This window comes from Rhodoferax sp. GW822-FHT04A08, from assembly GCF_058801025.1.
Genome location: NZ_JBXAMW010000026.1, coordinates 19,826 through 33,794, shown reverse-complemented (window position 1 = coordinate 33,794; position 13,969 = coordinate 19,826). Strand labels below are relative to the sequence as shown.

The 13,969-nt window shown below is 61.2% G+C and carries 14 protein-coding genes; 10 read left to right on the top strand and 4 right to left on the bottom strand.

Annotation, left to right across the window (positions count from 1 at the left end; all coding sequences use genetic code 11):
* On the bottom strand, window positions 1–1,152 hold a 1,152-nt coding region (locus AC1RMF_RS25295; protein ID WP_493145223.1), incomplete at its 3' end, for a PDC sensor domain-containing protein.
* Window positions 1,153–1,433: 281 nt separating this feature from the next.
* Here AC1RMF_RS25295 and AC1RMF_RS25290 point away from each other — a divergent pair.
* Window positions 1,434–1,766, top strand: a complete 333-nt coding sequence (locus AC1RMF_RS25290; RefSeq protein ID WP_342618245.1) for a hypothetical protein — start codon at window positions 1,434–1,436, stop codon at window positions 1,764–1,766.
* Between the two features lie 6 nt (window positions 1,767–1,772).
* Here the strand turns inward: AC1RMF_RS25290 and AC1RMF_RS25285 are convergent, their stop codons facing one another.
* Together AC1RMF_RS25285 and AC1RMF_RS25280 are read right to left on the bottom strand one after the other, a co-directional pair.
* Entirely contained in the window at window positions 1,773–2,303 is a 531-nt protein-coding gene (locus AC1RMF_RS25285) for an NlpC/P60 family protein (protein ID WP_342618244.1), read from the bottom strand.
* Between the two features lie 38 nt (window positions 2,304–2,341).
* The gene (locus tag AC1RMF_RS25280; RefSeq protein ID WP_493145220.1) at window positions 2,342–3,217 is read right to left on the bottom strand and encodes an NUDIX hydrolase; all 876 of its coding nucleotides are present in this window, start codon (window positions 3,215–3,217) and stop codon (window positions 2,342–2,344) included.
* A gap of 63 nt (window positions 3,218–3,280) precedes the next feature.
* Here AC1RMF_RS25280 and AC1RMF_RS25275 point away from each other — a divergent pair, with 63 nt between their 5' ends.
* Window positions 3,281–4,195 (top strand): SDR family NAD(P)-dependent oxidoreductase, encoded by a 915-nt coding sequence (locus tag AC1RMF_RS25275; protein WP_493145219.1) that lies wholly within the window; start codon window positions 3,281–3,283, stop codon window positions 4,193–4,195.
* Between the two features lie 8 nt (window positions 4,196–4,203).
* On the opposite strand, the gene AC1RMF_RS25270 is transcribed toward AC1RMF_RS25275, so the two are convergent.
* Entirely contained in the window at window positions 4,204–5,421 is a 1,218-nt protein-coding gene (locus tag AC1RMF_RS25270) for a diguanylate cyclase domain-containing protein (protein ID WP_493145218.1), read from the bottom strand.
* Window positions 5,422–5,526: 105 nt separating this feature from the next.
* Here AC1RMF_RS25270 and gshA point away from each other — a divergent pair, with 105 nt between their 5' ends.
* The 8 genes from gshA (at window position 5,527) to AC1RMF_RS25230 (ending at window position 13,957) form a co-directional block, all read left to right on the top strand.
* Complete coding sequence (gshA, locus tag AC1RMF_RS25265) at window positions 5,527–7,065, top strand: glutamate--cysteine ligase (RefSeq protein WP_493145216.1); 1,539 nt, start codon at window positions 5,527–5,529, stop codon at window positions 7,063–7,065.
* 68 nt (window positions 7,066–7,133) lie between these two features.
* Window positions 7,134–8,144 carry a ribosome biogenesis GTPase YlqF gene (ylqF, locus tag AC1RMF_RS25260; protein ID WP_493145214.1) on the top strand — a complete coding sequence of 337 codons (1,011 nt, stop codon included), beginning with the start codon at window positions 7,134–7,136 and terminating at the stop codon, window positions 8,142–8,144.
* A gap of 60 nt (window positions 8,145–8,204) precedes the next feature.
* Window positions 8,205–8,855 (top strand): SOS response-associated peptidase, encoded by a 651-nt coding sequence (locus tag AC1RMF_RS25255; protein WP_493145213.1) that lies wholly within the window; start codon window positions 8,205–8,207, stop codon window positions 8,853–8,855.
* Window positions 8,856–8,929: 74 nt separating this feature from the next.
* Window positions 8,930–9,370, top strand: coding sequence for a universal stress protein (locus AC1RMF_RS25250; RefSeq protein ID WP_342618237.1), 441 nt, complete (start codon window positions 8,930–8,932; stop codon window positions 9,368–9,370).
* Window positions 9,371–9,461: 91 nt separating this feature from the next.
* Window positions 9,462–10,844: a hybrid sensor histidine kinase/response regulator gene (locus tag AC1RMF_RS25245; protein ID WP_342618236.1), complete on the top strand. Its 1,383-nt coding sequence runs from the start codon at window positions 9,462–9,464 to the stop codon at window positions 10,842–10,844.
* Window positions 10,841–11,473, top strand: coding sequence for a response regulator (locus AC1RMF_RS25240; RefSeq protein WP_342618235.1), 633 nt, complete (start codon window positions 10,841–10,843; stop codon window positions 11,471–11,473). Before AC1RMF_RS25245 ends, AC1RMF_RS25240 begins: the two co-directional genes overlap by 4 nt.
* 191 nt (window positions 11,474–11,664) lie before the next feature.
* Window positions 11,665–12,192, top strand: coding sequence for a chemotaxis protein CheW (locus AC1RMF_RS25235; RefSeq protein WP_342618234.1), 528 nt, complete (start codon window positions 11,665–11,667; stop codon window positions 12,190–12,192).
* Between the two features lie 22 nt (window positions 12,193–12,214).
* Complete coding sequence (locus tag AC1RMF_RS25230; RefSeq protein WP_493145210.1) at window positions 12,215–13,957, top strand: methyl-accepting chemotaxis protein; 1,743 nt, start codon at window positions 12,215–12,217, stop codon at window positions 13,955–13,957.
* Window positions 13,958–13,969: the final 12 nt, after the last annotated feature.

The following is a 13,969-nucleotide window of genomic DNA, read 5'->3' as shown; positions in this document are numbered from 1 at the left end:
ACGTTTGAGGCGTTCGGAGTCCACCGCCATGGCCGTCAGCGATTTGGCGATCTGGCGCGAGCCCAGCAGCGCCAGTGGTGCCAATACCAGCAATACCAGCAGCGCCAGGGTCAACACGTTGTGCTCGGCCTGCTTGAAAGCTGCCGTGAAGTCGGAAACCGGAGCCCAGACGGTGATGCGCAAGGGCATTCCCGGCACGGCCTGCACGGCCTTGTAATTGACGACAAAGTGGGTTTGTTCCGCGCCCATGGTCTGCAAACCGGAAACCACTTGCGCATCCCTTTGCAGGACGGAGAGGTATTCATTGGTGAGGCTGGTAGTCGCGCTCAGCGGTGCAATCGTCACCCCCTCGAATCGGGCCCCGTTGCCATGGAAGGCCAGCACCCGGCCCTGCCGGTCCTGCACTGCGATGGCTCCGTTGGGCGGCAGCTTGATATGAGAGAGAAAGGCTTCCATGCCACGCAGGCTGATGTCGGTTGCCAGCACGCCGGCGCCGTCCTGGAGAGGGGCCGCGACGGTCAGCCCCAGTTCGCCAGTGGAAGCAAACAGATAGGGCTCCGTCACAAACAGACGCTTCTGACTCAGAGCACCCTGGTACCAGGGGCGCTCTGTAGGCACCAATGTGGCAGGCTGCGAGCGGCTTCCTATCAGGTCCTTGCTGGCGGACAAAAAATGATAGCTGTCGGTGCGCCTGCCTTGGTTGTCCCGCGTGATGCGGCGCACGGCATAGGCAGTGCCCTCAGGGGCCTTGATCGCGGCCTGGATGCGGGCGTCTCCCAACACGTTGATGACCTGAAGAAACTCGTTGTTCTGCAGCGCAAAGAAGTGCGAGTATGCATCAGGCTCTGCTTCAAATGACCCCAGGAAAGCTGGCACCATGCTGCTGGGGTTCAGCACACCATCCCGCACAAACATCTGGCGTTCGGAGGCCGTGCGAGCCAGTACCAGATTGCCGCTTTGCTTTACCAGGCTTTCCAGTTGCAGCGAAGCCTGTTCGGCAATCAGCGAAAAGCGTTCCTGTGCTGACTCTTCCGAGATGGATGAAAAGGTGCGAAAAACCGTGTAGAGAAACGCTGCCGCCAGGCAGAGTACCAGCAGCACCGTCATGGATAACACCCAGGTCTGGAACCGGATCTGCAAGCGAAAGCGCATGGTAAACCCCCCGCCACTATTCTGTTGATGGATTCTAGGGTAACGATGATTAAGTCCGACTTAAGTCCGACCTAGCCCATGACTTGCATGTGAATAGCTAAGGCTGTGAGGGTGCACAAATGAAGCAGCAAACGCATAAAAGGCTCATCAACCACCGGGTTTGCCCAAACAAAAGCCGTTGCTTTTGCGCTCCACGCCACACATTTCACGCATACCCGTGTGTTGCATCGAATTGCGCGACCCGGCTGTGTATAGTTGGACGGACTTAACGAATTTGCCTTATGCACTCCACGAACCCGCACGACGCGCATTGGCCACCGGTTGGATCGGGCATGTGGACCCGCTGGTGGGGCTATCTGGCACGCTGGCTGATCTTCGGGCTGGCCATTCACATCTTTCTGCCGGTGGAAGACGGCCCGCAGCCTTGGTGGCAACTCAAACTGCTGCAGGCTGCAGTGGGCTTGCTGTTCGGTCTGGTCTGTGCGCTTGTGTTCACCTTGGCCGAAAACCGCTTCAACACCCCGCGCGTGCAATGGAAGTCCTGGGCCATCGTGGTGGCCACCTGGCTGCTGGTGAAGGTGGTGTTTGTCAGCACCTTCGCCATCATTGGCTAGACGCGCTCAGGGGCGCCGGTAGCTGACTGGTTGCCGGGACCAGTAAATCGAACTCAGCGAGTCCAGCCGCACTTCGCCGCCACTCGACGGGGCATGCACAAAGCGCCCCTCGCCCACATAGATACCGGCGTGGTTGACGGTGCCCTTCTGGGCAAAGACCACCAGGTCACCGCTACGCAGAGAACCCGGTGGCACCGGCTGACCCCAATCGACCAGTGCGGAGGTTGTGCGCGGTGCGTAGATGCCGGCACGGGTCTTGTAGACATAACCGATCAGGCCGCTGCAATCAAAACCGGAGGCCGGCGTGTTGCCACCCCAGCGGTAGGGCGTTCCCACCAGACTGATGGCATACAGGGTCACGTCATTGGCAGCGTCCAGGCTCAGGCGCGATTGGATATCAACTGCTGCCTGGTCTGGCGCTTCTGTGCGTGACGTGGGCGCAGTGGAGCACCCTGCCAGGCCCACCGCAAGCACCACCGCCAGGCAGCATCCGGCGCGGGATGCAGTGCGGTGTATAGGGTGGCCTGTCTTGTGCATGGCCGCACTATGCCACGGCAGTGTCAATCTGCAATGTCTCAAGCGAAAAGGGCCTCAAACCCCTGTTCCGGCTCGAAGCGTTTGTTGCGGTAACGCAGCCGGGTGGGGCCGGGCATGGCGGCTTGCGCAATGCTGTGGCAGGGGTCGCCGGGATAGCACAACACACGCTCGCCGTTTTCATCCATGGGCTCGGGCTGGATCAGCGCCGACGGGATGGTACGCGCGGCCTGCAGCGCGCTGGCCACATCGGCAAAGCGCGCCAGATGGGCCAGGGTCATGATCTGGGGCGGCGCCATTTCAATGGTCCGGTCCCAGTACTGTTCGAGGGCGGCGCGGGGGCGCAACCAGTCGCTTTGCGTGGTTTCCACGTCGTCATGACGGGCAACCTGCCCTTCGGGCAGGGCGGCAACAAAGAAGCGGGTATCGAAACGTTTGCTGGAAATGGACGGCATCTTGGGTGTGACCCAGCGCGACCAGGGAATAACGGCCTGGGTTTGCAGCCGCAGACCGGTTTCCGCCAGCGCCAGATTGAACATGCGCCCGTCGCGCAACTGCACTGCAAGATCCATGCTGTGGGTTGGCGTCGCATCCTGGGCGAACAGCACGCCGCATTCTTCAAAGGCTTCGCGCAGCGCGGCTACAAACAGCCCCTTGGCGCGCTGCTGCTCCAGATCCGGTTCGCCGAGGCGTTTGTGCAAGTCTGCCGCAGAGCTGTCCAAATGATGGGTTTCGTCCAGCTGTGCGTCGCTTTCGTCCAGCTTGCCGCCGGGGAACACGTAGGCACCGCCCAACACGTCAGACAGGCCGTGGCGCTTGACCAGAAAAACTTCGGGGCCCTGTGGGCTATCCCTGAGAATGATGACGGTGGCAGCATCTCTGGGCGGTGTATGAATGATTTCGGAGGTGATTTCCATAGGAGCTTTGGCACACGCGGTGTGCGAATGGCATGCAGTATCCGTTTTTTTCTGGAGTGAAGTGTGGCGATTGATTTCAAAGGACGCGTAGCAATTGTGACCGGAGCCGGTGGTGGTTTGGGTCGCCAACATGCCTTGGCCTTGGCCAGACGCGGTGCCAAGGTGCTGGTAAACGACCTGGGGGGCGCACGGGACGGTTCGGGCAGCTCCCTGACGGCGGCCGAAAGCGTGGTGGCGGAAATCCGGGCGGCAGGCGGCGAGGCCATTGCCAACGGCGCTTCGGTGACCGACTGGGACGCGGTGCAGGCCATGGTGCAACAGGCGGTGGATGCCTGGGGCCGCATCGACATCGTGGTCAACAACGCCGGCATTCTGCGCGACAAGACCTTTGCCAAGATGGACCTGGCCGACTTCCGCCTGGTGCTGGATGTGCACCTGATGGGCGCCGTGCACTGCACCAAGGCGGCTTGGCCGCATATGGTGGAGCAGAAGTACGGGCGTATTCTCATGACCACTTCCAGTACCGGCCTGTACGGCAATTTTGGTCAAAGCAATTACGGTGCGGCCAAGCTGGCGCTGGTTGGGCTGATGCAGACATTGGGGCTGGAAGGCGCCAAACACAATATCCATGTGAACTGTCTGGCACCCACCGCAGCGACCCGCATGACTGAAGGGCTGATGCCACCGGAAGTGCTGGCGGCCCTGGAGCCCCAGGCCGTGACACCGGCCATGCTGGTGCTGGTGGGGGAGGATGCGCCCACCCGCACCGTGCTGTGCGCAGGGGCTGGAAGCGTGGAGGCTGCGCATATCACCCTGACGCAAGGTGCCTGGATCGGCCTGGATGCCCAGTCACCGGAGCGTCTGGCAGAGCATCTGGCGCATGTGCGTGACCGCACCGCAGAAATGGTGCCGCACGACGGTTCGGGTCAGGGCGCGCACGAAGTGGGTCGTGCCACGGCCCTGCTCAAAAAGGGTTGACGGGGTGATCAGCCCTCGGCCTGCAAGGGGCTGTGGGCGGTCTGTTCGGCGCGGTTGTATTCGCGTTCGATGTTGAGGGCCTGCTGCTCGGCTTCATCGATCACGTCGGCGGGCACCAGGTCCGCGGAACTGACGGTGACATGGCCTACGCTGAACTGCGGAATGAACCGGTGCACTGCGTCGTTGCTGCCAATGACATCCAGTGGCTCCACCATCAGCTCACGCAGCCGCTCGGTCATCTTGCGGACCAGTTTGGGTTGCTTGACGGCGGACAGCACCACCACAAAGCAGCGCGGGTGGTACAGCCCCACCACGCAGCGAAAGCCCATGGCGCGCCGAATGCGCGCCGCCATGGCGGCCAGAATCTGCTGGTCCACCGAGTGGCCCGCCACTTCACTGAGCTCATAGAGGTTGCGCAGGTGCAGGCAGATCACGGCGCAGCTGGTGTTGAGCCTGGCGCTACGCCAGAAAGCGTCATCGACTTTGGACAGCAGAACCGAGCCGCGTGGCAGGCCAGTGGCCGGGTCAACGCCTTGGGACAGTCCGGCAAGCCGCTCGAGCTTGCGCAGTTGCCGGTTGCGCCGGATTCCCAGTGCCACCATGACCAGAAAGAAGACCACAGTACTGAAAGACGTCACGATCCAGATGGCGAGCGAGCCGTGGTCCGGTACCAGCTGGTGGGCAAACAGACCGCCCAGCGACAGGGCCAGGAACAGGCAGCCCACTGCCATGGTGCGTGCCAGTTTGTCTCCGAGCTGGGCTGCACGCACTGATGTGAAGGTGGCCAGCAAAACGGCCACCGCATTCAGGAAGGCGGCAAACAGCAGGATCTCGGTGCCCAGTGTTGCGGCAAACAGCACGCACAGCAGGGTGATGACCACGGCCGCCACCAGCAGACCGGTGGAGCCCCAGAGGATGGCGTTGTGCACGTAGTGGTCTTCCGCGGCAACACCCAGCCACTGGCGCAGATAGGTGAGCACCATGGCTCCGCTCAGGGGCCCCAGGCTGCTTTTGAGGATCAGTACCGGCACCACCGGCAGGCCGGGAAAGAGGTCTTCTGGCAGACCCGACAGCAGCACGCAGCTGAAACCGGTGACCGTCATGAACAGCAGGCCCCGGCACGCGGCCAGCGTGCGGCTCAGGGCAACGTCCACGACAGCCATGGTCCCGATGGTCAGCAGACCACCTAGCATGACTGACCAGACAACAGATTCCAACGTTTGCATATCCGTATTGTGCAGCCTCAAAACGGTGCAATCATGCCCTCAAACTGCACAAATAGTGCGCCTGTGTTAACTTCTCGCCCGAAGAAAAGACAAAGGGCCACAGGTATGGACAATTTTTCGCAAGGCCCTAACGGGGTCGCCCCGGAGCGGCTGCGAGGCATTCGCCGCGGTTTGGAAAAAGAGAGTTTGCGTGCGCAGGAGAACGGCCGTCTGGCCATGACACCGCATCCGGAGGCGCTGGGATCGGCATTGACGCACCCCCGCATCACCACCGATTTCAGTGAGTCGCAGGTGGAGCTCATTACCGGTGTGCACGCCGGTGCGCAGGACTGCATTGACGAGCTCACCCGTATCCAGCAGTTCACCATGCAGTCGCTGGGTGATGAAATGCTGTGGGTATCGAGCATGCCCTGCGGACTGCCGGCAGACGACGCCATTCCGCTGGGTCAGTACGGCAGCTCCAACGTGGGGCGCAGCAAGACGGTGTATCGCAGTGGGCTGGGGCACCGCTACGGCAGACGCATGCAGACTATCTCGGGCATCCACTACAACTGGAGCCTGCCCGGTGTCTCCAGCGAGGCCTACTTTGGCCTGATCCGCAATTTCCGCCGCCACGCGTTTCTGTTGCTGTATCTGTTCGGGGCATCGCCTGCCGTGTGCTCCACCTTTGTTGCCGGTCGCGAGCACCGCTTGCAGCCGCTCAACGAGGGTACGCTGTACCTGCCCTATGCCACTTCCTTGCGCATGGGCCGGCTGGGCTACCAGAGCGATGCGCAATCTTCCCTGGCGGTCAGTTACAACAGCCTGCAGGGTTACGCCGCATCCTTGCAGCAGGCCCTGACCGTTCCCTATCCGGCCTACGAAGCCATTGGCGTGCGCGCGGAAGATGGCAGCTACAAGCAGCTGCAGACCACACTGCTGCAGATCGAGAACGAGTTCTACGGCACCATCCGCCCCAAGCGAGTGATCTTCCCCGGCGAGCGGCCCTTACATGCCCTGCGCGAGCGCGGCGTGGAGTATGTGGAAGTCCGCTTGATGGACCTCAATCCGTTTGAGACCGTGGGCATCACGGCGCAGACCTTGCGCTTTCTGGACGTGTTCCTGCTGCACTGCCTGCAATCGGACAGCCCGGATGACACGCCGCAGGAAATCGCGGCCATGGCACGCAACCAGCACAAGGCGGCAGAGCGCGGACGTGAGCCGGGTCTGGAGCTGGAGAAGGGCAATGGCACCATGACCCTGAGCGCCTGGGGGCAAGACATCGTGCAGCAACTCAAACCCATAGCGGCACAACTGGACGCGGTGCACTCCACCAATGATTACTCCCGTGCGGTGCAGGACGCCGAGCGGGCCTTGCAGAATCCGGATCTCACGCCTTCGGCCCAGGTGCTCAAGGTCATGACGGAGGAGTTTGGCGGGTCTTTCGTGTCCTTTGTGCGGGCCCAGTCGCAAAAGACCCGGCAAGCCATGCTGGCAACGCCGTTGTCCGCGGAGCAGGCCGCCGAGTGGGCGCGCATGGCCGCCAAGTCCATCCAGGACCAAAAAGAGATTGAGGCTGGCGACTCCCTGCCTTTTGACGTCTACCTCAAGGAGTATCTCTCGCCCAAGCGCCTGGTCGCCAAGCCGGTGGCTGCGACCGTCTGAGCGTGCGCCATGCCGGACCTGCCCGACAATGCAGGTCCAGCAGTTAATTGACAGATAGGTTCAGCGCGATGGCAATTCAGTGGTTCCCCGGACATATGCACCTGACGCGCAAGGCCATTGCCGAGCGCATCAAGGACATCGATGTGGTTATCGAACTGCTCGACGCGCGCCTGCCGGGCTCCAGCGCCAACCCCATGCTGGCCCAGATCACCAAAGGCAAACCAGCCCTCAAGGTGCTCAACAAGCAGGACCTGGCGGACCCGGTGCGCACCGCAGCTTGGCTGGATTACTTCAATGCCCAGTCCGACGTGCGTGCGTTGCCGCTGGACGCCAGCATGAGCACGCCGGCCAAGGCGTTGGTGGCGGCCTGCCATGCGCTGGCGCCCAACCGCGGGGGCATGGCCAAGCCCATGCGGGTGCTGATCTGCGGCATTCCCAATGTGGGCAAGTCGACACTGATCAACACCCTCAAGGGCAAGCGTGCCGCCAAGACCGGTGACGAGGCCGGTGTGACCAAGCTGGAGCAGCGCATCACCATTGCCGACGACTTCTACCTCTATGACACACCGGGCGTGCTGTGGCCGCGCATCATCGTGGCCAAAAGCGGCTACAACCTGGCCGCCAGTGGCGCCATAGGCCGCAACGCCTTCGATGATGAAGAAGTGGCGCTGGAACTGTTGGACTATGTGCGCCAGCACTATGCGACGGGTCTGGAGTCGCGCTACAAGCTCACCGGCGTGGCCGGGCAGACCGATGAGGAGTTGCTGGAGGCCATCGGCCGCAAGCGCGGTGCCCTGCAGGGGGGCGGCAAGGTCAACCTGACCAAGGCAGCGGAGATCGTCATCCACGACTTTCGTTCGGGTAGCCTGGGCCGCCTCACGCTGGAGACGCCCGAAGAGTTTGCTGAGTGGCTGCGGGCGGGCGAGAAGCTCGATGCCGAGCGCCAGATCAAGAAAGACGCCATCGAGGAAGCGCGCCTGATCCGCCTGAAAAAAATCCCGCGCCCGCAAAAGCCGCGCGAGCCCGCCTACGTGAAGGGTTCGCAAGGCGACGACCTGGACGACGAAACCAGCGATTGACGCATCTGGCCTGTCATGTGCACCAACTTCGTCCCTTCCGTGTGCCAGGAAATAGCGGCCATGCATCCGGGGTTGGTGCAGATGCCGGAGCAGGACTGGCCTGAAGAAACCTACCCTGGCTACGACGCCCCCATTCTGTTGCGCAATGCCCAGGGAGTCTGGGAGTGTCGGGTTGCGCGCTTCGGACTGGTGCCGCGCTGGTGCAAGGACACAGTCCAAGCGCAGACCATAGGTCGCAAGACTTACAACGCCCGCAGTGAGACCGCCGCTGAAAAGCCCAGCTACCGCGGACCCTGGCATCAGCGGCAGTGGGCCCTGGCACCCATGCGCGCCTATTTCGACCCGTGCTGGGAAGAGGCCGAGCGCAACGGTGGCCGCGCCGTGCGTTGGAAGATGGCCATGGCCGATGGCAACCCGTTTGCCGTCGCCGGTCTGTGGGAACAATGGGTGCATCCGCAAGACGGTGTCATCGCGCACAGCTTCACGCTTTTGACCGTCAATGCAGATGGTCACGCCATCATGGGGCGCATGCACCGTCCCGGCGATGAAAAGCGCATGCCGGCAATCATTGCGCCGCAAGACTACAGTGCCTGGCTGCAAGCCGACCCTGCCGAAGCCCATGGTTTTCTGCGCCCATTTGACGCTGCGCGCATGGCAGCCGGTCCGGCAGACAAGCTCAGAGAGCCGCCCCGGCAAGATTGTTTGTGGTAGTTGACCCAAGTCAAAAAAGGGCTTTGGAAATAGGCGCAAGATGAAGGCTCACAACTTCACTTAGCGAGGCATTTATGTTCAAGAATATTTTGTTGGCAACCGACGGTTCTGCAGCATCCGCACACGCTGCCAAGCTCGCAGTCGGTATGGCCCGTCTGCACGGTGCAGCGCTGACAGCTCTGTACGTTTCCGACCCCTATCCCTATCTGGGCGTGGGCGAAGTCAATCCCATGGGTTACCAGGCCTATTCCGCCGCCGCACAACAATTGGCTGCCCAGGCACATGCCCAGGTAGAAGAGCTGTGCAAGGCCGAAACCCCACCCGTGAATCTGCAAGCCCGTCTGGTGGAAGACGTGGCCGCCGCCAGCGGCATCGTGGAAAGCGCCAAGGAGTTGGGCAGCGACCTGATCGTTATGGGTTCGCATGGCCGCACGGGTATTGCGCGCCTGATGCTGGGTAGCGTGGCAACCAAGGTGGTGGCCGAGTCTCCTGTGCCGGTGCTGGTGACGCGCTGATCGGATCGGGGCTGGTCACAGCCCTGCGAGTTCGCGTGCCCAGCCCAAAAGGGCACGCGGCCTATTGATGCGGGTACCATGCAGCATCAATATGCAAGCTTCCTTCAACTCGGTCGTGATGGTGGTGGACGACGTTCCGCAAAATACGCGGCTGATGCGTAGCGCCTTGGCGTCAGCAGGATACGCCGTAGTGACAGCGCAAGACGGCCCCACGGCTCTGGAAATCGCACAACACACCCCACCTGATCTGGTATTGCTGGATGTGCGCATGCCCGGTATGGACGGGTACGAGGTGTGCAGCCGTTTGAAGGCACAGGAAACCACACGGCACATTCCGGTCATTTTCATGACTGCCAGCGACAATGAAGACGCCGAGGCCCGCTGTTTTGAAGTAGGTGCCGCGGACTACATCACCAAGCCCATCATGCTGGCAACGGCGCTGGCGCGTGTCAAAGCCCATCTGAGATTGCAGGATCGCGAGAGGCGGCTGGAGACCATGTTTCAGGACGTGGTGGAGTTGGCGCCTGATGCTTTCATCTTCACCGACGACCAAGGAACCATCTTGCGTGTGAACGTCCGCGCGGAGCGCATGTTCGGCTATTCACGTCAGGAACTCATCGGTACGCCTGTAGTCGACTTGCTGCCCGATCGTGCATCCCCCACAGGCGTACGCAAGGGCGGTGAACCGTTTCCGGTTGAAGTCAACCGTAGCCCGATACAGACCGTCAGTGGCATGCTGTCCATGGCGGTGGTGCGTGACATGACAGCCTGGCTTGCGGCAGAGCGTGAACTCAATGCTTCACATCAGCGGCTGCGGGCATTTGCGGCCAAGAACGAAGTCGCTCGGGAGGATGAGCGAAGACGTGTTGCGCGCGAAGTGCATGACGAGATGGGGCAAGTGCTGACCGCTCTGCGCATGGACCTTTCGCTGGTGGAGTTGCATGCGGGTGCCGCCGATACCTTTGTAGGCACCAAGGTGAAGGACATGAAAGGCCTGGTGGATCAGGCCATACAGGGCGTGCGCAACGTCGCCGGCAACTTGCGCCCCCCCGTTCTGGACATGGGCCTGGTACCCGCCATCGAGTGGCTGTGCCGCGACTTCATGCGCCGTGCCGGCGTGGAGTGCCGGCTGTACCAGGGGGGTGAACCCATACCGCTGGATGACGAGCGCTCCGTGGTGATCTTCCGTATTGTGCAGGAGGCGCTCACGAATGCGAGCCGCTATGCGTCGGCACGCACGGTGGACGTAGAGCTGGACAGCAGCGAGGACGTGTTGCGCCTGGTGGTGCGCGACGATGGTCAGGGTTTCGATCCTGACGCCACGGTCGGCCACCGCTCCTTTGGTTTATTGGGTATGCGGGAACGGGCTTTGGCATTGGGAGGAAGAATGGAGCTCGTCTCTGCACCCGGTAAGGGCACCTGCATTTCCGTAACCATCCCCATGCGCAATCCAAATCCAGGGGAAACCCAATGATCAATCTGCTGATTGCTGACGACCATGCCATTGTTCGCAGTGGCATCAAGCAGATATTCGCCTTGACGATGGACATTCGTGTGGCGGGCGAGGCCATCAACGGTGCAGAAGTTCTCGACAGCTTGCGCCAGGGCACATACGACGTATTGCTGCTGGACCTCAACATGCCCGGCATCAGCGGCACGGATCTGATCAGCCGGGTCCGCTCGCACTATCCCGATTTGCCCATCCTGGTGTTGTCCATGCACGACCAGCCGCAGGTGGTTTCCAGCGCGCTCAAGGGCGGAGCCACAGGTTTTGCCACCAAGGACTGTGAGCCCCAAACGCTTTTCACGGCCGTGCGACAGGTGGCACGCATGCAGCGCTACGTCACACCGGTATTGGCGGAGAAGATGGCTCTGGAGGCCGCTTTGGGTGCCCCTTCCTTGCCGCACCACCTGCTTTCGCCACGCGAGCTGGAAGTACTGCGCTTGCTTGCCAAGGGCTTTGGTGTCAATGAAATCGCCGAAGAATTGGCCATCAGCAACAAGACGGTCAGCACCCACAAGATGCGCCTGATGGAGAAGATGAACTTCTTCAGCGTGGCCGATGTGGTGCGCTACGCCATGCAGCACGAACTGTTGGCCTGATTCCAGGTGCAGGCCTCGACCTGCACCGCCCCAGACGCTCCGGGGGTAGTCATTTCCTGACATCTGAATCGGAATCCGCCGAGGTTCAATTGAACCTATAAGGCGCATCCTTACGGCATACACATGTGTGCTTGGTGCTTTTCTGATCCGGGTCCGTGTGACCCGTTTCATCAAACCCAAAGGCACCAACCATGCAAAGCACGTCTTCCTCGGCGCAAGTCACAAGTGAGAGTGGCACCGCCTCATATCTGGCAGGTGCGGCACCTGACATCCGTGAGTTCCTGGCATTCAAACTGGGCGCCGAAGAATATGGCATCGACATCCTGAGCGTGCAGGAAATCCGTTCGTTCGAGAAGCCCACCCGCATGGCCAATATGCCGGCGTTTGTGCTGGGCGTTCTGAACCTGCGCGGCGTGATCGTACCGGTGCTCGACATGCGGGTGAAATTCAACCTGAGCCAGGCGGAATACGGCAGCCTCACGGTGTGCATTGTTCTGAGCATGGGCGACCGCGTCGTGGGCATGGTGGTGGACGGTGTATCTGACGTGATTGCGCTTACCCCAGGGCAAATGCGCCCGGTGCCCGAGTTCTCTTCTAGCGTTGGCAGCGAACACCTGCTGGCTATTGGCTCATTGGAGGACCGCATGCTGATTCTGCTGGACATCCAAAAGCTCATGAGAAGTCCCGAGATGGGGCTGATTTCCACTTCCATTCAATAACCAACTTCACAGGGATATCTACATGAACAATTTGACGGTAAGAACCAAACTTTCGCTTGCATTTGGCGGCCTGGCCCTATTGGTCCTGCTGATTGCGGGTTTTTCTCTCTCCATGCTGGGAGATGCCAACGCTCGCTTCGAGAATTACGTCAATGGCATCAGCGCGCGCGGAAACACCGCTCATCAGGTGCGTGAGGCCATTGACCTGCGGGCCGTTGCTGCACGCAATCTGGTGCTGGTTACCAAACCGGAAGATATGGCCGTAGAGAAGGAAGTAGTCACCAAGGCCCATGCTGCCGTAGTTTCCAATATGGAGAAACTGAAGAAGTTGGCGCAAGCGCCAAGCATATCGGAAGAAGGTCGTCGCGCAGTAGAGGAGTTTGACAAGATCGAGCAAGCCTACGCACCAGTGGCACTGTCGATCGTGGATCTGGCACTGCAAGGCAAAAAGGAAGAAGCCATAGCGAAGATGAATACCGAATGCCGGCCACTGCTTGCCAAACTGGTACAAGTGTCTGAGGCGTATTCAGAGTTGAACATCAAGCGATCCGCGATGCAGCTGGAAACTGCCGCCGCCGATTACGCTATCCAGCGCACTTATCTGATCCTCGTCAGTTGCGTTGCCCTGATCGCCGCCATCGTGGCGGGATTTTTGATCACCCGCAGCCTGACCCGAGCCCTGGGCGGCGAACCTGCAGAGCTGTGCGACGTGGTGGGCAAGGTGGCCGATGGCAACCTGACCAGCCCTTTGCAGGTGGGTAGTGGCGACACCGTCAGCGTGATGGCAGCGGTTGCCCGAATGCAGGCATCGCTGACGCACGTGGTCTCCACTGTGCGTAGCGGCTCCGAAGGCGTGTCCACGGCCAGTGCCGAAATTGCCTCGGGCAACAACGACCTCTCAGCCCGCACCGAGCAACAGGCCAGCGCCTTGCAGGAAACCGCGGCGTCCATGGAAGAACTCAGCTCCACCGTCAAGCAAAACGCCGACAACGCCGCCCAAGCCAACCAGCTGGCGCAGAACGCGTCCAGCGTGGCCGTCAAGGGCGGTGAGGTAGTTGCCCAGGTGGTGGACACCATGAAAGGCATCAACGACAGCTCCAGAAAGATCAGCGACATCATCAGCGTGATCGACGGCATTGCCTTCCAGACTAACATCCTGGCCTTGAATGCGGCGGTGGAGGCAGCGCGTGCCGGTGAACAAGGTAGGGGTTTTGCAGTGGTGGCCAGCGAAGTGCGTAGCCTGGCGGGCCGCAGTGCGGACGCGGCCAAGGAAATCAAGAGCCTGATCAACGCCAGCGTAGAGCGGGTGGAGCAGGGCACGTTGCTGGTAGACCAGGCTGGAGAGACCATGACAGAGGTGGTGAGTTCGATCCGCCGGGTGACCGACATCATGGGTGAGATCAGCGCGGCCAGCACCGAGCAGAGCCAGGGCGTGGCGCAGGTGGGCGAAGCAGTCACCCAGTTGGATCAGGCCACGCAGCAGAACGCCGCGTTGGTGGAGGAGATGGCTGCTGCGGCCTCAAGCCTGAAGGGCCAGGCGCAGGATCTGGTGCAGGCAGTAAGCGTGTTTCAGCTGGGAGCACAGGCAGAAATGAATAGTCCCCCGGCTTTGCAGCGTGCCAATGTGCGGCGGGTGGAGCGCACTCCCGCAGCAGCTGCCAAACCATTAAAAAAACCCGCAGGCAATCGCGCACCGCAAATCGCGGGCGGGGCTAAGAAGGTGGTTGCTACTGTTGACGCGGATAGCGATTGGTCCAGTTTTTAGTTCCCGATGGGT